The 17,859-nt window shown below is 63.7% G+C and carries 18 protein-coding genes; 12 read left to right on the top strand and 6 right to left on the bottom strand.

The window, feature by feature from the left end:
- Nucleotides 1-121: 121 nt before the first annotated feature.
- The 7 genes from LFL96_RS18405 to LFL96_RS18375 all read left to right on the top strand — a co-directional run bounded on the left by LFL96_RS18405 (nt 122) and on the right by LFL96_RS18375 (nt 6,702).
- Nucleotides 122-1,087 carry a YafY family protein gene (locus tag LFL96_RS18405; protein WP_280996610.1) on the top strand — a complete coding sequence of 322 codons (966 nt, stop codon included), beginning with the start codon at nt 122-124 and terminating at the stop codon, nt 1,085-1,087.
- A 147-nt stretch (nt 1,088-1,234) separates the two neighbouring features.
- Entirely contained in the window at nt 1,235-2,467 is a 1,233-nt protein-coding gene (locus LFL96_RS18400) for an alkaline phosphatase family protein (protein ID WP_280996609.1), read from the top strand.
- A 189-nt stretch (nt 2,468-2,656) separates the two neighbouring features.
- Nucleotides 2,657-3,853, top strand: a complete 1,197-nt coding sequence (locus tag LFL96_RS18395; protein ID WP_281000828.1) for a cytochrome c peroxidase — start codon at nt 2,657-2,659, stop codon at nt 3,851-3,853.
- Nucleotides 3,854-3,988: 135 nt separating this feature from the next.
- On the top strand, nt 3,989-4,666 hold the full coding sequence (locus tag LFL96_RS18390) for a transglycosylase SLT domain-containing protein (RefSeq protein ID WP_280996608.1): 678 nt from the start codon (nt 3,989-3,991) through the stop codon (nt 4,664-4,666).
- 239 nt (nt 4,667-4,905) lie between these two features.
- Entirely contained in the window at nt 4,906-5,601 is a 696-nt protein-coding gene (locus tag LFL96_RS18385) for a DUF2242 domain-containing protein (protein WP_280996607.1), read from the top strand.
- A gap of 721 nt (nt 5,602-6,322) precedes the next feature.
- Nucleotides 6,323-6,448, top strand: coding sequence for a hypothetical protein (locus LFL96_RS18380; protein ID WP_280996606.1), 126 nt, complete (start codon nt 6,323-6,325; stop codon nt 6,446-6,448).
- Nucleotides 6,445-6,702: a hypothetical protein gene (locus tag LFL96_RS18375; protein ID WP_280996605.1), complete on the top strand. Its 258-nt coding sequence runs from the start codon at nt 6,445-6,447 to the stop codon at nt 6,700-6,702. The genes LFL96_RS18380 and LFL96_RS18375 overlap by 4 nt, the downstream gene beginning before the upstream one ends.
- Nucleotides 6,703-6,842: 140 nt before the next feature.
- Here the strand turns inward: LFL96_RS18375 and LFL96_RS18370 are convergent, their stop codons facing one another.
- Nucleotides 6,843-7,769: a DMT family transporter gene (locus tag LFL96_RS18370; protein ID WP_280996604.1), complete on the bottom strand. Its 927-nt coding sequence runs from the start codon at nt 7,767-7,769 to the stop codon at nt 6,843-6,845.
- Between the two features lie 291 nt (nt 7,770-8,060).
- On the opposite strand from LFL96_RS18370, the gene LFL96_RS18365 reads away from it, so the two are divergent.
- The 3 genes from LFL96_RS18365 to LFL96_RS18355 all read left to right on the top strand — a co-directional run bounded on the left by LFL96_RS18365 (nt 8,061) and on the right by LFL96_RS18355 (nt 10,629).
- Complete coding sequence (locus LFL96_RS18365) at nt 8,061-9,239, top strand: SDR family oxidoreductase (protein ID WP_280996603.1); 1,179 nt, start codon at nt 8,061-8,063, stop codon at nt 9,237-9,239.
- A 200-nt stretch (nt 9,240-9,439) separates the two neighbouring features.
- Entirely contained in the window at nt 9,440-10,192 is a 753-nt protein-coding gene (locus tag LFL96_RS18360; RefSeq protein ID WP_280996602.1) for an IclR family transcriptional regulator C-terminal domain-containing protein, read from the top strand.
- 224 nt (nt 10,193-10,416) lie between these two features.
- Nucleotides 10,417-10,629: a hypothetical protein gene (locus LFL96_RS18355; protein ID WP_280996601.1), complete on the top strand. Its 213-nt coding sequence runs from the start codon at nt 10,417-10,419 to the stop codon at nt 10,627-10,629.
- Nucleotides 10,630-10,876: 247 nt separating this feature from the next.
- Here the strand turns inward: LFL96_RS18355 and LFL96_RS18350 are convergent, their stop codons facing one another.
- Both LFL96_RS18350 and LFL96_RS18345 read right to left on the bottom strand, forming a co-directional pair.
- The gene (locus tag LFL96_RS18350; RefSeq protein ID WP_280996600.1) at nt 10,877-11,155 is read right to left on the bottom strand and encodes a hypothetical protein; all 279 of its coding nucleotides are present in this window, start codon (nt 11,153-11,155) and stop codon (nt 10,877-10,879) included.
- 57 nt (nt 11,156-11,212) lie between these two features.
- The gene (locus tag LFL96_RS18345; protein WP_280996599.1) at nt 11,213-11,968 is read right to left on the bottom strand and encodes a Mut7-C RNAse domain-containing protein; all 756 of its coding nucleotides are present in this window, start codon (nt 11,966-11,968) and stop codon (nt 11,213-11,215) included.
- 94 nt (nt 11,969-12,062) lie between these two features.
- Between LFL96_RS18345 and LFL96_RS18340 the strand changes: the two genes are divergently transcribed.
- Complete coding sequence (locus LFL96_RS18340) at nt 12,063-12,932, top strand: NAD(P)-dependent oxidoreductase (RefSeq protein ID WP_280996598.1); 870 nt, start codon at nt 12,063-12,065, stop codon at nt 12,930-12,932.
- A 72-nt stretch (nt 12,933-13,004) separates the two neighbouring features.
- Nucleotides 13,005-13,640 (top strand): LysE family translocator, encoded by a 636-nt coding sequence (locus tag LFL96_RS18335; RefSeq protein WP_280996597.1) that lies wholly within the window; start codon nt 13,005-13,007, stop codon nt 13,638-13,640.
- A gap of 361 nt (nt 13,641-14,001) precedes the next feature.
- On the opposite strand, the gene LFL96_RS18330 is transcribed toward LFL96_RS18335, so the two are convergent.
- From LFL96_RS18330 to LFL96_RS18320, 3 genes are all read right to left on the bottom strand, one after another.
- Nucleotides 14,002-14,826, bottom strand: coding sequence for an OmpW family outer membrane protein (locus LFL96_RS18330; RefSeq protein WP_280996596.1), 825 nt, complete (start codon nt 14,824-14,826; stop codon nt 14,002-14,004).
- Nucleotides 14,827-14,998: 172 nt separating this feature from the next.
- A complete protein-coding gene (locus tag LFL96_RS18325) occupies nt 14,999-16,243 on the bottom strand; it encodes a DUF2957 domain-containing protein (RefSeq protein ID WP_280996595.1) in 1,245 nt (414 codons plus the stop codon).
- 116 nt (nt 16,244-16,359) lie between these two features.
- Nucleotides 16,360-17,721 carry a DUF2957 domain-containing protein gene (locus tag LFL96_RS18320; RefSeq protein WP_280996594.1) on the bottom strand — a complete coding sequence of 454 codons (1,362 nt, stop codon included), beginning with the start codon at nt 17,719-17,721 and terminating at the stop codon, nt 16,360-16,362.
- Between the last annotated feature and the right edge of the window lie 138 nt (nt 17,722-17,859).

The raw sequence follows: 17,859 nt of genomic DNA, 5'->3' as shown, positions 1-17,859 counted from the left end.
AACCGGCGCGACATAAATACGACACCGGTACAACACAGGTGCAATACGGGCGCGCCGGGCTGCGTTCATCCTAAGTCCCCCTACCTGTCAGTTTCTGTCAGGTATGACTACACTGCTGCAAATGAGAGCGAGCCGCCTTCTTTCCATCCTGATGACGCTGCAAGCCCGTGGCCGCGTGACCGCGCAGGCGCTGGCCGACGAGTGCTCGGTCTCGCTGCGCACCATCTATCGCGACATCGACGCGCTGAGCGCCGCCGGCGTGCCCGTGCACAGCGAGCGCGGCGCGGAGGGCGGCTATCGCCTGCTCGACGGTTATCGCACGCGTCTGAACGGGCTGTCGTCGCAGGAAGCCGAGGCGTTGTTTCTGTCCGGTTTGCCTGGGCCCGTGCAGGCGCTCGGACTCGGCGCCGTGATGGCCGGCGCGCAGACCAAGCTGCTTGCCGCGTTGCCGGTCGAGTTGCGCTCCACCGCCGAGCGCATGCGTTCGCGGTTTCATCTCGACGCACCCGCCTGGTTCTCCGATGCCGACCAGCCCGCGCATCTTCCATTGATCGCGCGCGCGGTCTGGGAACAGCATCCGCTGCAGATTCGCTATCAGAGCTGGAAGGCGGAAAAGTCGCGTCGCATCGAGCCGCTCGGCGTCGTGCTGAAAAGCGGCGCGTGGTATGTGGTGGGACGTGTGGATGCGGACGTGCGTATCTACCGGATCGCTCGCATTCTCGAATTGAGTCTGCTTGACGACACCTTCGAGCGGCTGACATCGTTCGATCTCGCGACGTACTGGGATGCCAGCACGCGTCGTCTGTCGGAGGAGATGTACGCGAACGAAGCGACCTTGCGTCTGTCGCCCTGGGGCGTACGCATGCTCGAAGCGTTCACCTCGCCGTTCGCGTGCGCATCCGCGAAATTCGGCGAACCCGATCCCGTGGATGGCTGGTGCGTCGTCACCTTGCCCGTCGGCTCGACCGGCCAGGCGTGCGCGGAATTCTTGCGCTTCGGCAGCGAAGCGGAAGTGCTGGCGCCACCGGAGTTACGCGTCAAGATCGCGGAAGTGGTCGCGAATCTGCATCGGCGGTACTCGGCTTGAACGCGCGGCGATAGGCGCTTTAAACGCTGTCATAAGACGCTCGACATGACCGATATATGACAAACGCGTGGCATTCGTCACGCCGAAGTCACAAGCGCTCCCTAGAGTTTGCCCCCACCAAAACGGCAACATTCAGGGGCAATCAACATGACACAACGCAGTAGTTTGCGTGCTTTATTCGCGGTCGTTTGCGCGGCGCTGATCGGCGTATTGATCGCGGCATGCGGCTCGTCTTCATCGATCAAGGCGCAGCCGGTCGGCCAGCAGCAGATTCGCCACGTGTTCGTGATCACGCTCGAAAACGAAAACTACGCGACGACCTTCGGCGCGGGCACCAAGGCGCCGTATCTCGCGCAGACGCTCGCCGCGCAAGGCGCGATGGTGCAGCAGTACTACGGCACCGGGCACGTGAGCCTCGACAACTACATCTCGATGATCAGCGGTCAGGCGCCGACGCCCGACACCGACAACGACTGCACCACCTACGAAGACTACAAGCTGAGCGGCATGACGCCGGACGGCCAGGCGATCGGCTCGGGTTGCGTGTATCCGGCCAGTATCAAGACGCTGCCGGACCAGTTGAAGGCAGCGGGCTTCACGTGGAAGGGCTATGAAGGCGACATGGGCAACGACCCGACGCGCGAAGCCGCCACCTGCGGTCACCCGACGCTCAACACGACCGACCTGACGCAGACGGCGGAAGTGCCGAGCGCGGCGGTGCCGCTCGGCGATCAGTACGCGACGCGCCACAACCCGTTCATGTACTTCCACTCGATCATCGATTCGCCGGACTGCGGGCAGAACGTCGTCAACCTGAACAAGCTCACGACCGATCTGCAATCCATCTCGACGACGGCCAACTTCAACCTGATCACGCCGAGCCTGTGCGACGACGGGCATGACTCGCCGTGCGTGAACGGCCAGCCGGGCGGCCTGACGAGCGCGAATACGTTCCTGCAGAAGTGGGTGCCGATCATCACGGCGTCGCCGGCGTTCCAGCAGGACGGCCTGCTGATCATCAACTTCGACGAAAGCAGCTACGCGACCGTGACGCAGAGCGGGACCACCCAGAATCTGATCTTTGCCGGCACGACCTGCTGCAGCCAGCAGCCGGGCCCGAATCTGGCGCCGTTCCCGCAGACCTCGTCGCTGACGTACAAGGGCGTGACGATCAATCTGACCAAGCAGAGCTTCGGCGGCGACCAGACCGGCGCGGTCATGATCTCGAAGTTCATCAAGCCGGGTACGGTGTCGACGGTGCAGTACAACCACTACTCGATGCTCAAGAGCATCGAGGACATTTTCCAGCTCGACCATCTTGGCTACGCAGGGCAGGCGGGGCTCGTCGGCTTCGGCAGCGACATCTTCACGAACCTGTAAGCGGATTCCATGCAGTTTTTTGTCTTGCGATTGATGTCGCTCAACTCGACCCGGTCGCCCACGGTGCTCATGTCGCGCGCCGTGGCGCGCTGGGCGGCGGTGGGTGGGTTGCTGAGCGGCATGCTGGCGCCTGGACCGGCGATGGCCGCGGGTGCGCCGTCGCCGGTTAGCGCCGGGCAAAGCGGTGCCATGGCGGCCGCTACCGCAGCAGCCGATGCGAAGCCCGTCTACAGCGACGCTGCCGCGCTCGGCAAGCTGATGTTCTTCGATGCGTCCTTGTCGGCCTCCGGCAAGATGTCGTGCGCGAGCTGTCATAGCCCGTCGCATGCCTACGGCCCACCGAACGGACTGGCCGCGCAACTGGGCGGCCCCGACATGCGTTCGCAAGGCACGCGCGCCGTGCCGAGTTTGCGCTACGTGCTGAACCGCACGCCGGTCTGGAGTCACGCACAGGCGGCCAGCCTGTCCGAGCGTCTTAGCGAAACGGACAACGCGCCGGTCGGCGGCTTCGGTTGGGATGGGCGCTTCAACCATCTGCACGATCAGGCGAGTTTCCCGCTCTTCAATCCCGACGAAATGGCCAACAAGGATCCGGCTGCGCTCGTCGACAGATTGCAGCGCGCGCCCTACGCAGCGCGCTTCAAGGAAGTGTTCGGCCAGAACATTTTCGTGGATCGCACCAAGGCGATCGCGCAGGCCATGTATGCGATCGAGCGCTTCGAACTCGAAGACCCCAGCTTCCATCCGTACACCAGCAAGTTCGATTACTACCTGGACGGTAAATTGCAACTAACTGAACAGGAGTTGAGAGGCAAAAAACTGTTCGACAGTCCGACGGGGGGCAATTGCGCCTCCTGCCATATCGACCAGTCGGGCGTCGACGGCTCGCATCCGTTATTCACCGACTTCAACTTCCAGGCGCTTGGCGTGCCTCGCAATCCGGAGTTGCGCGCGAACGCGAATCCGGCGTACTTCGATATGGGGCTATGCGGGCCGCTGCGCACCGATCAGGCGAGCGATAAGAGCAATTGCGGGCTGTTCAAGTCGGTGTCGCTGCGGAATACCGCGACGCGCCAGGTGTTTTTCCACAATGGCCGTTTTCACACGCTGAAAGACGCGCTGCGTTTCTACGTGCAACGCGATACGAATCCGGCCAGGTGGTATCCGAAGGATGCGCGCGGCAAGGTCGACAAGTTCAACGATCTGCCGGTCGCGCTGCGCGCAAACGTCGACACGACCGACGAGCCGCTGACCCGCAAAGCCGGCGAGCGCCCGGTCTGGTCGGAACGGGATATCGACGACGTGGCCGCTTTTCTCACCACGCTCAACGATGGCTACGTACTGAAATCGTCGACTATCCGGCCGGCATCGAAGCCGTCGAAATAACGCGGACGAGCAAGCTGTCGGGCTGCGTAAAGTTGTCCCCAAGGCCCTATTCTTAAGACGAATTTCGGCCTTGGGGAGAGCCATTTGGGGGCAGAGCTATAATGCGCGTATCCCTTTTTCTTTCCATCCACTGCGATGAGCCGATTACTTTGTCTGATCGTGCTTTCGCTCGGCCTGATGCAAAACGCAACGGCTGACGAAAACAGCGACCGCATGACCGCGTATCTGACGCAGAAATTCGGCTTGGCAAAAGAAAAAGCTCAAAAGATCGCCGATGCGGTCCAGTCGTCCGCCTCCAAATATTCGCTGCCGCCGGCGCTCCTGCTGGCGATCATCTCGATCGAATCCCGCTTCAAGGAAAAAGCCAAGGGCGCCAACGGCGCGACCGGGCTGATGCAGGTCGTCCCCGGCGCGCATCGCGGGCTGCTGCGTAACGTCAAGGACCTCACCGAGCCGACCGCGAACATCGACGTGGGCTCGGCGATTCTGTACGGCTACATGCGCTCGGCGAACGGCGACCTGAACGCCGCGCTGAAAAGCTATGGCGGTTCGAAGGCGTACGCGCAGAAGGTGAGCTTGCGCGCGGAAGATTTCGTCGGCATCGCACCGCCGCGCGACGCGGCTCAGCATTCCGACGCGCAAAGCGCCGGTTCGTGCGAAGCGGATCGCTGCGCGTCGCAGACCGATTGGAGCGATGCGTTTACTGTGCCGGCCGGGTCGGCTGGCGCCACTGCGGCACCGGCGACCTCGGCAGCCGGTGCAAGCGGCACGACAGTGTCGGGGCCGGCTGGCTCGGCGGCTGCAGCGCACTAAGTTTTTTTATTTTCCCTGCCGCGCGGCCGCGGCGGATGTCTCAAGGCAGCGCGCCTGTCCCGCCAGCTCTCTTCCCTTTCCCGCCACCTTTCTCGGCGACGAATCGTTGCTGAACATCGCTGGATCGAGCACCGCTCGAGCCCACGCCAGCGGTGCGTCACGCGCTTTTTACGCGCGTCCGGCAAGCGCTCTACAATGCTTTCCCATTCGCGCTCGCGCAGCGCCCCTTCCGAACGATCATGCCGACCTCGTTTTCCAAATCGACCGCCGCCGCGCTGCTCGGCCTGCTGAGCCTTGCCGCCTGCAACACCACGCCTCAACCGAAATTCCAGCAGGAGTTGTTCGAAACCGGCGCGAGCCCGTACGCACGCAATTTCAATTCGAGCACCACCGACGCCTGCGAAGCCGCCCGCCGCGCGCTCCTGAGTCAGGGCTATCTGACGACGATGTCGCGCCCCGACACCGTCGATGGCACGAAGAACTTTCAGCCGACCGGCGATACGCACGTCGTCGTCGAATTTCACGTGGTTTGTACGCCGGGCGAGGAGGCGAGCGATACGAGCATCGTTTACGTCAATGCGGTGCAGAACGGTTTTGCGCTGAAGAAGAGCGATACGTCGGCGAGTGTCGGGCTTAGCGTGCTGGGGTCGCTGTCGTTGCCGATCCGCTCGAACAACGATGCGATGGTGAAGATATCGAGCGAGACCATTCCGTCGGGCAAGTTCTACGACCGGTTCTTCGGCCTCGTCGATCATTATTTGCAGACCGTGGTGCGCACGCAGCCGGTGACCAACAGCCACATCGAAACGCGTTTACTGCCGATGCCGGTCGAAGTCGCCACGCCACCCAATCCGTTGCCATTGCCCGACGCCATCGACAAAGCCGCGGCAGCGGCGGCGGTGCAACCGGCCAGCGGTGCGACAGTTACGCCTTGATCGTGTTGACCGTGAGTGTGAGGGAAGGGCGTTAACCTAAACAAACGCGTCGAAGCAAACGCATCAGATAGAAGGCTGACGTTAACCGCTCAGCCTTCGAACGCAGCGCGAAGCGGCACTTATCCCATGTTGTTTACCTTCTTCGTATACATACGTAGTAATAGTTAACAAGGGTTAACCCCTTCTGTGGATAACTCCTAAATATCCCGTCACATCAATGTCATGGCGATTCCATAACCCTGCGAAATAGGTCTGTAGAAAAACTACAAAGCCGGGACAACTTTGACGGGGCCTGGCTCTCCGCCCGGCTTATCAAGAATCCGCGCACAGCCTGTTCCATGCGATATCCCGAAGTTATTCATAGGCAAATGTGGATAACTTTCGTGCGAGACCAGGTATACCCCTGTAGAGCCGAACGCATTTTCATCCGTTATTAGCGATAGGGAGCGTACATACCGGTGCGCGTCCGACGCGCACATTGAGACCGGACGGTACGAAGATTGCGTGTCTGATTTTGCAAGCGCAACTGTTGCTATTTCGTCGAAAAGATTTCGGCAACGCCCGATCCGGGCATAGAGTTAAAGTAGTTTCTGAAGTTCTTGGTGCAGTGCGGGGGTGTGGAATGAAACGCAGAACAGCACGACAGCTTGTCCGTCTTCTTTCGGATATTCGACATGCCTCCCATTGCACCGCGTTGCGGGCGGCAGCCACCAACCGGGCGATGGCGCTCGCATCGGCGGAACACGAGGCCGACGCCGCGGCCCGCGACGAAGCCGGCGATAGCGCCGACAACGCCGACGCCACGCGCGACGCGCAACGCGACAAGCCGGCGCGGAGCGGATCATGAGAGTCGCGAGCGAACAGTCGCTGCGTTTTCTGGTGGAGAAATGGCTGGCGCCGACGACCTCCGAGTCGGTGCACGTGACCGAATTCAGTCGCACGCGGCTTGGCGGCCGACGCTATGTGAGAGTGGAGACGTCGATGGAAAGCGGGTTGGGTTTGCGCGGCCTGTTCTTCTTCCGTCACGACGACGGCTGCTGGTGCGTGTTCCCGCCGACAGCCGATGGTCCGAGTCTGTATGCGCATCCGCGGGCGGCTTGAGGCGAATCAGAAGCATTGAATAGAGGCCGGCGGTGACGTCGGCCTTTGCTTTTTTGCTCCACACGACCAACAACTCCGTCGAGCAAACGGATAGCGCGATTGGCGCGCTTCGGTATCGAATGGGGCGACTGGCGCCAGGTTCAGGAAGACACTTGAGCCGCGCGGCCGCGCTGCCAGACCGGCATCACCTGACACACGATCAACCCCGCCAGCATCAGCGCGCATCCGCACAGCGCACGCACCGACAGCGTTTCGCCGAACGCCAGCCAGCCGGCGAGCGCGGCGAATACGCCTTCCATGCTGTAGATCACCGCGGCATGCGAAGGCGCCGCATGTTTCGCGGCCACCACCTGGATCGTGTACGCGACGCCCACCGATAAAGCGCCGCCGTACAGAATCGTCGGCGCGGCGCGCGCGATCACGGCGAGGCTGAATGGCTCGACGAACAGGCCGACCGCGAGACACGCGAGCCCGCAGGTCGCGAACTGCACGAAGGCCAGCATCAACGTGTCGTGTCGCGCCGCGTAGCGGCCGACCAGCATCATCTGCACGGAAATCACGAGGGCGCCGCCGAGCTGATACCAGTCGCCGTACAGCATCGAAAAGTGTTCGTCGACGCTCAGGAAATACATGCCGATGGCCGCCAGCGCCGCGCCGAGCCACGTGCCGATTCCCGTGCGATGCCGGAACAGCACGCCCAGCAGCGGCACGATCACCACATACAGCGAACTGATGAAGCCGGCGTTGGCGAGCTTCGTGTACTGCAGACCGATCTGTTGCAACGAGATCGACCCGGCGACCACCAGCCCGAGCAGCGCGCCGGCGCCCAGCAACTCACGAGCGCCGCCGGGTTCGCGCCGCGTCAGTTCGGCCAGCGCGGGACGTCGTACGCATACGATCAGGACCAGCACGACCAGCGCGCCGAGCAGAAAGCGCAAACCGGTGAACAGAAACGGACCTATCGCATCGAGACTCAGTCGCTGGGCGACGAACGCGGAGCCCCAGATGATCGCGGCGATCAGCATCAGCAGATTGGCGCGGAGATGTTGGCGGGTGTCGGGCTTCAAGGCAGGGTGGGCGAATGGTTGTGGCTGCAACGACAGCGGCCGGAGTCAACGCGGCACGCGCGTGGAGTGCGGCGGCAAGCGCTGATTCTATCCGCGCGCGTGAAAACGGGTCTGCGGTGTCCGCACGCCGACACATTTCAACACTTCGATACAAACCTGCACAGATTCTCTCAACTTCAAAACAGACGCCACGAGATGGCGTCCCTAGACTGCGGAGTTCCGTCCCATACCGAAGATCCGATCGTGCCGCAGCGCGGCGCGCCGATCCGGCCTCCCGTCAAGGAGCTCGCGATGTTTGCATGGCACACCCCTTTGTCCAACGCGTGGCAGGACAGCCTCGTCGCGCCGGTGCGCGGCGAAGCGCCGGGCGTCGACCGTGTGCTGCTCACCGGGGCGACGGGGTTTATCGGCGGCAATCTGCTGGTGACGTTGATCAATGCCGGGCTCCTCGACCGGTTGGTGTGCCTCGTGCGCGGGGCGAGCGTCGCGGATGCGCTGGCGCGCTTGCGTGTGTCGGCGGTGCGCTGCGGTCTGCCGCATAGCCGCGCGCTGCGCATCGGCGAAAGTAACGTGATGGTCGGCGAATTGGGCGGCGAGCTGCCGGAGGCCGACGAGGCGCGACTCGCTGAAATCTCGCACGTGATCAATTGCGCGGCGCAGGCGTCGCTCCCGACGCAGCCCGACATGGCCGACACGAATGTGCGCGACACCTTGCGCTTCGCGTCGCGCTTCTCGGGCAGCCGGAGCTTGCGGCGTTTTCTGCACGTGAGCACCGCGATGGCGTGCGGCACGCAATGCGGCGCCAATGTCCAGGAGTCGCCGTTCGGCTACGGCGAATCGCAGCACATCGTGCCGTACACGCGCAGCAAACGCGAGGTCGAGCGGCTGTTGCGCGTCACCTATCCGCGCTTGCCGCTGGTGGTCGTGCGGCCATCGATCGTGGTGGGGCACACGGTGCTCGGCACCCTGCCGTCGGCGAGTCTGTTCTGGGTGTTTCGCGTGGTGCACGGCGCACGTCGCTTCACCGCGCGCGCGATGAACCGGCTCGACGTGGTATCCGCCGACGACTGCGCGCGCGCCATCGCGTTGCTGGCGGTGAAGCCGACGCTGGCGTTCGATACGTACCACGTGTCGGCCGGCACGGAAGCGCCGACCATCGGCCAGATCATCGGCGCGATGGACGAGGCGACCGGCACCTCCGGCCGCCGCTATTCGATGTGCCGCGTGCGCGATTTCGGCGCGATCGCCCGCGACGTGGTGGGCCGCGACCGCAGCGGCAGCGGCCGGTTGATCGAACATGCGCTGCGCCGCTACGCCGGTTTCGCGGAACTGGACTACGCGTTCGACAACCGCCGCCTGCGTAAGGAAATCGGCTTCGAGCCACTACCGTTCACCGACTATCTCAGCGAATGCGTGCGGACCTCGCGCGGCGTGGGGATCGTCGAACAGATGCGCTGGGATTTCAAATGACGACACGATTCGACGCTCCAATGACTGCTTTCCCGCTGACCGGCTCCGATGTCGCGGCCGCCGCCACCGTCCCCACGATAGCCGCCGACTCGCGTGATAATCCGGCAACGGCCATCGCCGGGACGACGCCAACGACGTCCATGGCGCCCATCACACGAACGACGCGAACCGGCAGGCCGACCGCATTTCAGGCAAACGCAATGGACGAGAAAGACTGGATCGCCGGCGCCGCGAAAGCGCTGGCCATCATCGAAGCATTCGACGAAGAACACGCGCGCATGACGCCGACCATGGTGGCCGGCCGCGCACATCTATCGCGCACGGCGGCGCGCCGCTATCTGCTCACGCTGCGCGAACTCGGCTACGTGGATACCGACGGCAAGCTGTTCTGGCTCGCGCCGCGCGTGCTGCGGCTCGGCCAGTCGTATCTGGATTCGGCGCGTCTGCCGCGTACCGTGCAGCCGTTCCTTCAACGCATCACCGCGACCGTGCAGGAAACCGCGCTGGTCGCGATCCTCGACGAACACGACGTGGTGTACGTCGCACGCAACGGCGTGAATCGGGCGATGGCGGTCGGCTTCGTGCTCGGCTCGCGCGCGCCGGCGCCGTTGTCGTCGGCGGGGCTGGTGCTGCTGGCATTCCAGGCGCCGGAAAACATCGAACAATGGCTGGCTACGTATCCGATCAAGGTGTTCACGCCGCATACCTATTCGACGGTCGAGCGTCTGCGTGAAGTACTCGGCGAAATTCGCCGCAACGGCTACGTCGTCACCGACCAGCAACTCGAACTCGGCGTGCGCGGCGTGGCGGTGCCGTTGCGCGACCGGCATGGCGCGGTGGTGGCTGCCATCAGCGTCAGCATGCCGATCGGTCAGGAGTCGGCGAACGCCGCGCTGCACCGGGTTTTGCCGACCTTGCAGGAGACCGCGAGCCTGTTGCGCAACCTCGTTTAAGGGTTAATCAGTAATCCCCCTGGTATGGGATGCTTAACGAGTGAAAGCGTACCGAAAGGCGGCTGTCTCCCGGAAAATACATATCGAGTTTTGGGCATGACAAACCGCCTACACTGCGTAATACTCTCCCGCGGGGAGCGGGAAGGCGCCCCGAGCGCTGACTGCTTCACCGTGCAACTATTTCATTCACATTGACTCAGTCGTCCAGGTTTGGGGAACAACACATGAAAAAAGTTATCGTCTCGCTCGCAGCAGCATCGATCGCGCTGGTTTCCGTTCAAGCTTTCGCACAAGCATCGGACGCAGCGGCACCGGCTGCAGCAGCTAGCACGCCGAAGAAGCATCACGTGAAGAAGCTGAAGTCGCACGGCAAGCGCGCTCCGGTTGCTGCTGCAGCTTCGGCGGCAGGCACGAACGACAAGGGCACGCAAAACTAAGCGTCGGCCCGATTCGTCGGGCGAGCCGAATGCGCGTTGCGTGCAGTGCGCCGTCAGGCGAGTGCGTCGCAAGCGTTCGGATCAGGCGTTGCCAGCAAAAAGGCCAGAGCATCAGCTCTGGCCTTTTTGCATTCTGTGTCGCGTTTTGTGCTGCGTTTTGTGCTGCGTTTAGCGTTGCATGCCGCGCCGGATTTCACGGCGCTTTATCGCCGGTGCGTTGGCGCCCGGGTCGATATACCGTCGACGCTCAGCCCGCCAGGCCGCGCTTGACGACTTCATTCAGCAAGCCGGTCATGCCGTCGGGATGCGTGGCGGCGCGCGTCTTCAATTCGTCGACCAGTTCGCTATTCAGCTTGCACGCGAATGCCACCAGGCCTTGCGCCTGATCGAGCTTGCGCTGTTCGCGGCGATCGAGCTTCGGTTCGGCCGCGGCCGCTTTGCCGAAGCGATCGGCGGTGGACAGCTTCATTGCGTTGTTCAACTTCAGTGCCTTGTTCTTTTCAAGGTCGGTTTTTTTCATTGCCATGGGAAAAGCCTCTGCCGGATAGGTAATCCCGCATTGTACGCATCGCGCCGTCGAGATTCACCCGGCGCCGTCCGGTGTGGCAGCCATGCTGTCCATCAGCGCGCGCATGCGTTGCCAATGCGTGCCTTCCCAGAACACGCGCAGGCAGACGTCGCAGGTGACGAATTGCGAGTGCCGCTGCAGCACGCCGTCCGGCGCACGGCTGCCGACTTCTTCCTTCGCAATGCGCCGCAGCGGCGCGTTGCACATCAGGCATAGGCGGAACGGCTTCGCGCTGCCGGCCAGATCGAGCCGCTCGAACACTTCGCGCAATTGCTCGCGCGGCTTGAGCGTGCGTACGTAGCAGCCGTGCGTGATGTTGCGGCGTTTCAATAGCTCGCGATCGCGCGTCAGGACGACGCGCTGCTGCGCGGCGGCGAGCGCTTCGATGTCGGCGTCCGGGTAGTGGTTGTCGTAGAGCGTGTCGAAGCCGGCCAGCCGAAGCAGCGGCGCGAGGCCACCGAGATGCGCATCGGCGATGAAGCGCATCACGCGCAACGGTCGCTCGCGCACGCGCAGCAGCGGCTGGATGTCGAGCGCTTCAAACTTCGGATAGACGGCCACGCGGTCGCCGTCCGACAACGGGTGATTGAAACCGACCGATTCGCCGTTCACCAGGATCAGCTCGACCTCGGTATGCGGTACGCCGAGAACTTCGATCATGTGCTTGGCGGTGGCGCCTTGCGCGCAGGCGTAATCGAACGCGCGCCGGCGCAGCGGCCGGGCGAGAAAGTCGTTCAGTTCCTCGTAGAAACGGAAAGTCGCGGTGACCATGCACGCAGTATCGCACCGCGTTTGACTGCGCGCTGTCCTGCGGGTGTCGCATGAGTGTGCTTTACTTCCAGTTCTTTAGAAGACGGAGCAAGAGATGGACATCGGTTTTATCGGTCTCGGCGAGATGGGCGCCGCGATGGTTGCAAACATGTTGAAAGCCGGGCACCAGGTGCGGGTGTGGAACCGTTCGCCGGAGCGCGCGCAGCCGCTCGCCGAAGCGGGCGCGCGAATCGTCGCGACACCGGCCGAAGCGTTTGCCGGCGATGCCGTGTTCTCGATGCTCGCCGACGACACCGCATTGCGCGAAGTGATCACCGCGTCGCTGCTGGAGCACGCGTCGCGCGGTCTGATTCACGTGAACATGGCGACGATTTCGGTGGCGCTCGCCGAGGAGCTGGCGACGGCCCATGCGTCGCGCGGCATTCACTACGTCGCCGCGCCGGTGCTGGGGCGGCCCGATGTGGCCGCGGCGGCGAAGCTGACGATCGTCGCAGGCGGTCCGGCGGAGTCGATCGATCGCGTGCAGCCGATTTTCGACGCGATCGGGCAGAAGACGTGGCGCATCGGTTCGCTGCCGCAGCAGGCCAACGTGATGAAGCTGGCCGCCAACTTCATGCTCGGCGCAGCCGTCGAAGCGCTCGGCGAGGCTGCCACGCTGGTGACCGGCCATGGCGTCGCGATGCAGGACTTCCTCGACGTGATCACGAGCGGCCCGCTGCCGGGTCCGGTCTACGCGGGTTACGGCAAGATGATCGCCGAGCAGCAATACGAACCCGCGATGTTCAAGGCCCGTCTCGGCCTGAAGGACATCCGCCTCGCGCTCGCCGCCGCCGACGCGGTGACCACGCCGTTGCCGATCGCCAGCGTGGTACGTGACAGCCTGCTCGAAGCGGTTGCCCACGGCGACGGGGAGAAGGATTTCGCGGTGCTGGGGCAGGTGGCGGCACGCCGCGCGGGACGCTAGGAGAGGCGGTCGAACTCGCGAAATGGCACGGGCGGGCATAATGTCCGCCCATTCCTTCATGCCGCTTTCCCGATGACTCTGCATACCTGGTGGCTGTTCGTCGCCACTGTTTTCGTCGTTTCCGCGATCCCCGGTCCGAACATGCTGCTCGTGATGACGCACGGCGCCCAGCACGGACTACGCCGTTCCAGCGCGACGATGGCCGGCTGCCTGTCGGCGCTCGTGCTGATGCTGGCGGTGTCGGCGGCGGGACTCGGCGTGGTGCTCGCCGCGTGGCCCGCGATGTTCAACGCGTTGCGTCTGACCGGTGCCGCGTACCTGGTCTATCTCGGCGTCAAGGCGTGGCGCGCGCCGGCGGATGAAGCCGCCGCCGGCGAAGCCGACGTCCTGGCCGCCAAACCCGCGCGCTCGCGCGTCGCGCTGTTCCGCAACGGCTTCCTCGTCGCCGGCAGCAACCCGAAGGCGATCCTGTTCGCGGCGGCGCTGCTGCCGCAATTTATCGATGCCGCGCAGCCCAAGCTGCCGCAGTTCGGCGTGCTGGTCGCGACCTTCGCGGTGATCGAGGTGAGCTGGTATCTGGTCTACGCGGGATTCGGCACGCGCATCGGCACGAAGTTGAAGAGCCGGAGCGTCGCGAAAATGTTCAACCGGCTGACGGGCGGCGTGTTCGTCGGATTCGGCGCGATGATGGCGCTGGTGCGGCATTAAATGCTGCGCCACGTCGCTGATGGCCCGGCGGCGTCAATGCGATCTATCTGAAATCAAGAAAATCGTTGCTAAAAAACAACATAAAGGGTCATCCCTAATTTGAATGTTGCGCCGCACCAAACCATTTGCTATAGTCCGTCTTGTCTCCTCCATGTCTCCTCTGATATGGATTCAGCCCGCCAAACTAGGCGGGCTTTTTTTTGCCCTGAATTTCCCGAAGACTTTGCCACGTGCGAAGTGACCTTGGGTCACGCAGAAACGACAAAGCCGGCTGCCCCGAAAGGAGCGCCGGCTTTGTCGCGTGAGGGCCGCGCATTGTTGCGGCCCAGAGCCAGGCAAGCGGGTTCGAAGCGGCAAGCGCCTAGAACTTGTACGACACCGCCAGGAACGAAATGATCGGATCGGCCTTCAGCTCGGCCTTGGAGACGCCGAGTTCCGTGCCGTCCGCCGCCTTGATGATCACCGACGACGTGGTCTTCAGCGGGATATACGTGACCGATGCCACCAGACCCCAGTGATCCGTGATGTTGTACGCGAGACCTGCGTTGAACACCGGCTGCCACGACGACGACGCCTTGGCCGACACCGTCGTCTGGCCCGGCTTGCCGGCGCCCGCGGCCAGAATGGCACCGAGGTTGTTCTGCGTCGACGACACGAAATTCGGGCTTAGCTGAACGTCGGAGAACCAGTTATACGACACGCCGATACCGACGAATGGCCGGAACTTGGCGGTCGGCTCGTTGAAGTAGTACTGGAACAGCAGCGCCGGGCTCCACTGACGCACGCTCTTCACGATCGGATTGGCCTGCGGATCGCCCAGATTTTGCTGACCGAGCGCGCCCGCCGGTCCGGGCGGCTGGATCGTGCCGTGACCGTAGATCTTGAACACCGGCGGCACGCCCGCCACCGTCGTCACCGCGATGTGGTCGGTCAGGTAATGGCTGAACACGAGGCCGACCGTATCGGCGTTGTTCGTCGACAGACCGGTGCCCGCCGACGTGAACGAATTCGGCAGACGCAGCGGCGTGTTGATCGGCGTCGGCGCGACGTTGGTGGTGAGCGGCGTGCTCGAATCCTGCGGCATCACGTGAAACCAGCCGAGCACGGCGACGTTGTCGCCCGCGTGCTGGGCGAAGGCGCTGGCGGACAGGCAGGCGGTCAGTAACGCGAAACAGAGTTTTTTCATGTTGTCTCTCCTCGGGCGCTCGTCGCGGCTATCGCGCGCAGCGTCCGGCTGCGGCTTCGCGAGCCGGCGGTTGCGCGGGATAGTCGGTAGACGCCGGCCGCGGCGCGGATACTCCGCGCGGCAGCCGGGGCGCGAACGCCTCGTTGCGGGTTGGCGGCGCGGGCGGCGTCCATTACTGGACGAAGGCGCCCACCGTGAAGTACGGCGAGGCCGCGTTGGTCATATCGAGGTAGCCGAACACGCCACCCGTGAAGATCATCTTGCCGGTCGGCGTCGAGCCGGTCGTCGCGCCGACTTGCGTCGTCGTGACCACGCCGGGCACGGTCTGCGTGAAGTTCAGATTCAGCGCGGTCGCGAGCGATGCCTGCGACGCGTTGAACGGATCGAGCAGCGTGGCTTGCGTGCCTTCGAGCGCGGTGGTGCGATAGTCGAACTGGCTATCCACGCCGATGTATTCCCCGTTTTGCGAGTTCACCGTCACCGAGCTTTGCGGCGACAGAATCGAGATGCCCGACTCGTCGTCCGCGTACGGTCCCAGCGCGCCGTTGACCGGCGTGGTGACCGACGAGTTCGCCGCGCCGGTGCGCACGAGGATCGGGACCAACTGGCCACGCAGCTTGCCGACGATCATGTAGCCGCGCGCTTCCGGGGTCGTCGCCAGCGTCGGCGTCGCTTGACCCTGGAAGTTGTTGGTCTGGAATGCGCCGCTGCCGTCTGCCGACTGCGCGAAGTTGCTGCCGGGCTGCTGGCACTTGCCGGCATTCACGCCGGAGTTGTCGCACTCGGTCCACGTGCCGTCCGCGTTGATCGTGATCTTTGAGTCGACCGCGACCGGCAGGAATTTCTGCGACGGCACCTGGTGATAACCGAGCTGGTTATAGGTGCCCGCCACGTTCGCGATATTCGTTTCGATCGACGAGAAACCGATGAACGGGTAGTACGGGAACGTCGTGTCCGGCACCGCGCCGACGCCGAGCACCCCCGCGAACGAAATCTCCGCGCCCGGGATCGTGCCGCCTGCCACACCTTCGCCGACGAAAATCCGCGCGGGCCGGCTCGGATCGAGGCTCGCGCCGTTCAGCCGGAACGCGCACTGATTGAGCTTGTTGGTCGGCAGCAAGGTTTCCTGAGTCAGCGTGCCGTTGACGGTCTGACCGGCGCGCGTCGGCATGACCGTGCCGGTGGCGGCCGGAATCGGCGATTCGACGTAGGTGATCTGCCACGTCATCTTCGTCGTGTCGAGATTCAGCTTGACCAGTTCTCCGTCGCCGCCGCCGCCCGTGAAGGTGGTCGTGTAGTCGAGCGATGACGGACACAGACGCACTTCGGTGACCGGCCCGTCGCCCCCGCTACCGCCACCGCATGCCCCCAGCAACGGTGCTGCAAGAGCGAGCACCGAAAGGAATTTCCATTGCATACCGCCTCCAGTATTTTCTCGTTGTGTGTGGCCGGCTCCCAGACCGGCCACCTTTTGCTTTAGTGGTGCTGCATACCGCGAACTGCCATGCCTATCTTGCTCAGCGTGTTGCGTGTCTATTTGCTGATCTGCGCGCCGATGCCGAAATAAGGCGTGCTCGGCGTATCCGAATTGGCCGACGTCGACGTGATGCCGCCGTTCTCGACACCCTGGATCGCGATGGCATAGAGGCCGCCCGACGCGATCGCGAAGCCGGTCTTGCCGTTGGTGTCCTGCACGCCGACGAGTCCGGGGCTTGGCAATCCGTAGCCGAGGCCGAAGCCGCTTTCCGCTCCCGACGTGCTCGGATTGATGAACGTGCCGACGCCGCCCTGGATCAAGGTCGCGGTGTATTTGAAGTTCGAATCCGCGCCGACGTAGCCGCCGTCGAAGCCGCCCGACGCAAGCGGCGTGGCCGCCGCGAGCATCGCGATGCCGGATTCGTCGTCGACCTTGAGGTTGAGCAGGTTGCTCGTGTCGACAAAGCCGGTGCGCACGACGAGCGGAACCGTGGCGCCGTTGATCTGGCCGAGGATCATGTGCGCGGTGCCGTAGTTGCCGGTCCGCAGCGGCGCCGGATTGCCGCCGCTCGGCACGATCTGCGGCGGGTTGATGCTGTCGAAGTAGCCGTTGCTGTTCAGCGTCAGCGCGTTGCCCGTCGACAGGCAGCCGGACGCGCTCGGCGACGTGCAGTTGCCGCTGGCGTCGAAGGTTTCGACGGAGTTGGTCGCGACGGTCTCGTAGTTCGCGGTCGGCGACAGGTGATAGAGCAGGCCGTTATAGGTGCCCGGCAGTTTGGTGATGTCGGTCGTCGTGCTGGCGAAACCGAGGAACGGATAGAAGTCGAAGTGCCGCTTGTTGACGGCGCCGATGCCGAGAATCCCCGCGTACTGCACGGTCGCGCCGGGAATGCCGCCGCCCGCGACGCCCTGGCCGACGAGGATCATCGGCGGATTCGGGTTGTTGACGAAATCGGGCGTGGTGTAGGTCGAACCGTCGGACGCGGTGCCGGTGCCCGCGCCGAGAATGAACGCGCAGCGGATCTGTTCGGCGGTGGGCAGCGCGCCGGTCGGCGGGTGAATGACCGCACCGGTGATCTGCGTGCCTTTACGCGTGAGGGAGACGCTGGCGCTGGTGAGCGGGATCGGCGACTCGAGCCACTTGAGCGTGTACGTCATCGCCGTCGCGTTGATGTTCAACTGCACGACTTCGCCGCTGCCGGCGCCGCCGAGGAACGTCGTGTTGCCGATGTCGGCCGTCGCGGGACACAGCGCCGCGGTCGACCCGCTCGCCGGCGGACCTTGCACGCCACAACTCGCGCCCGAGCACTGCGGCGCGTTAACTGCGCCTGGATCGCTGGCCTTGCCGCCGCCACATGCAATGAGCAATGGGGCCGTGGCAAGAGCCAGCGCCAGGCCTTTTGTAATGGCGTGCGCCATGCTGCTGTCTCCCTTCATGTAATTGTGCGAACTAATTTCGCTGCGCGCTTAATGCCTGTCAATTGAATGAGGCGTCTAAAAAGGTCGATTCAAACAGCGCAGTGTTTGCCAGGTGCAGACAGCGTGGACGCTGCCAGC

It is taken from the genome of Paraburkholderia sp. D15 (genome assembly GCF_029910215.1).
Classification (GTDB): domain Bacteria; phylum Pseudomonadota; class Gammaproteobacteria; order Burkholderiales; family Burkholderiaceae; genus Paraburkholderia.
The sequence above is the reverse complement of the archived record's forward strand: the minus strand, read 5'-3'. Positions and strand labels throughout refer to the sequence as shown.

Excerpts from the sequence above, each read along its gene's own strand:
- LFL96_RS18390 (WP_280996608.1), top strand. The coding sequence starts at position 3,989 with ATGAGCCGATTACTTTGTCTGATCGTGCTTTCGCTCGGCCTGATGCAA.
- LFL96_RS18385 (WP_280996607.1), top strand. The coding sequence starts at position 4,906 with ATGCCGACCTCGTTTTCCAAATCGACCGCCGCCGCGCTGCTCGGCCTG.
- LFL96_RS18355 (WP_280996601.1), top strand. The coding sequence starts at position 10,417 with ATGAAAAAAGTTATCGTCTCGCTCGCAGCAGCATCGATCGCGCTGGTT.
- LFL96_RS18365 (WP_280996603.1), top strand. The coding sequence starts at position 8,061 with ATGTTTGCATGGCACACCCCTTTGTCCAACGCGTGGCAGGACAGCCTC.
- LFL96_RS18350 (WP_280996600.1), bottom strand. The coding sequence starts at position 11,155 with ATGGCAATGAAAAAAACCGACCTTGAAAAGAACAAGGCACTGAAGTTG.
- LFL96_RS18345 (WP_280996599.1), bottom strand. The coding sequence starts at position 11,968 with ATGGTCACCGCGACTTTCCGTTTCTACGAGGAACTGAACGACTTTCTC.
- LFL96_RS18335 (WP_280996597.1), top strand. The coding sequence starts at position 13,005 with ATGACTCTGCATACCTGGTGGCTGTTCGTCGCCACTGTTTTCGTCGTT.
- LFL96_RS18380 (WP_280996606.1), top strand. The coding sequence starts at position 6,323 with ATGGCGCTCGCATCGGCGGAACACGAGGCCGACGCCGCGGCCCGCGAC.
- LFL96_RS18330 (WP_280996596.1), bottom strand. The coding sequence starts at position 14,826 with ATGAAAAAACTCTGTTTCGCGTTACTGACCGCCTGCCTGTCCGCCAGC.
- LFL96_RS18405 (WP_280996610.1), top strand. The coding sequence starts at position 122 with ATGAGAGCGAGCCGCCTTCTTTCCATCCTGATGACGCTGCAAGCCCGT.
- LFL96_RS18395 (WP_281000828.1), top strand. The coding sequence starts at position 2,657 with ATGGCGGCCGCTACCGCAGCAGCCGATGCGAAGCCCGTCTACAGCGAC.
- LFL96_RS18360 (WP_280996602.1), top strand. The coding sequence starts at position 9,440 with ATGGACGAGAAAGACTGGATCGCCGGCGCCGCGAAAGCGCTGGCCATC.
- LFL96_RS18320 (WP_280996594.1), bottom strand. The coding sequence starts at position 17,721 with ATGGCGCACGCCATTACAAAAGGCCTGGCGCTGGCTCTTGCCACGGCC.
- LFL96_RS18325 (WP_280996595.1), bottom strand. The coding sequence starts at position 16,243 with ATGCAATGGAAATTCCTTTCGGTGCTCGCTCTTGCAGCACCGTTGCTG.
- LFL96_RS18400 (WP_280996609.1), top strand. The coding sequence starts at position 1,235 with ATGACACAACGCAGTAGTTTGCGTGCTTTATTCGCGGTCGTTTGCGCG.
- LFL96_RS18340 (WP_280996598.1), top strand. The coding sequence starts at position 12,063 with ATGGACATCGGTTTTATCGGTCTCGGCGAGATGGGCGCCGCGATGGTT.
- LFL96_RS18375 (WP_280996605.1), top strand. The coding sequence starts at position 6,445 with ATGAGAGTCGCGAGCGAACAGTCGCTGCGTTTTCTGGTGGAGAAATGG.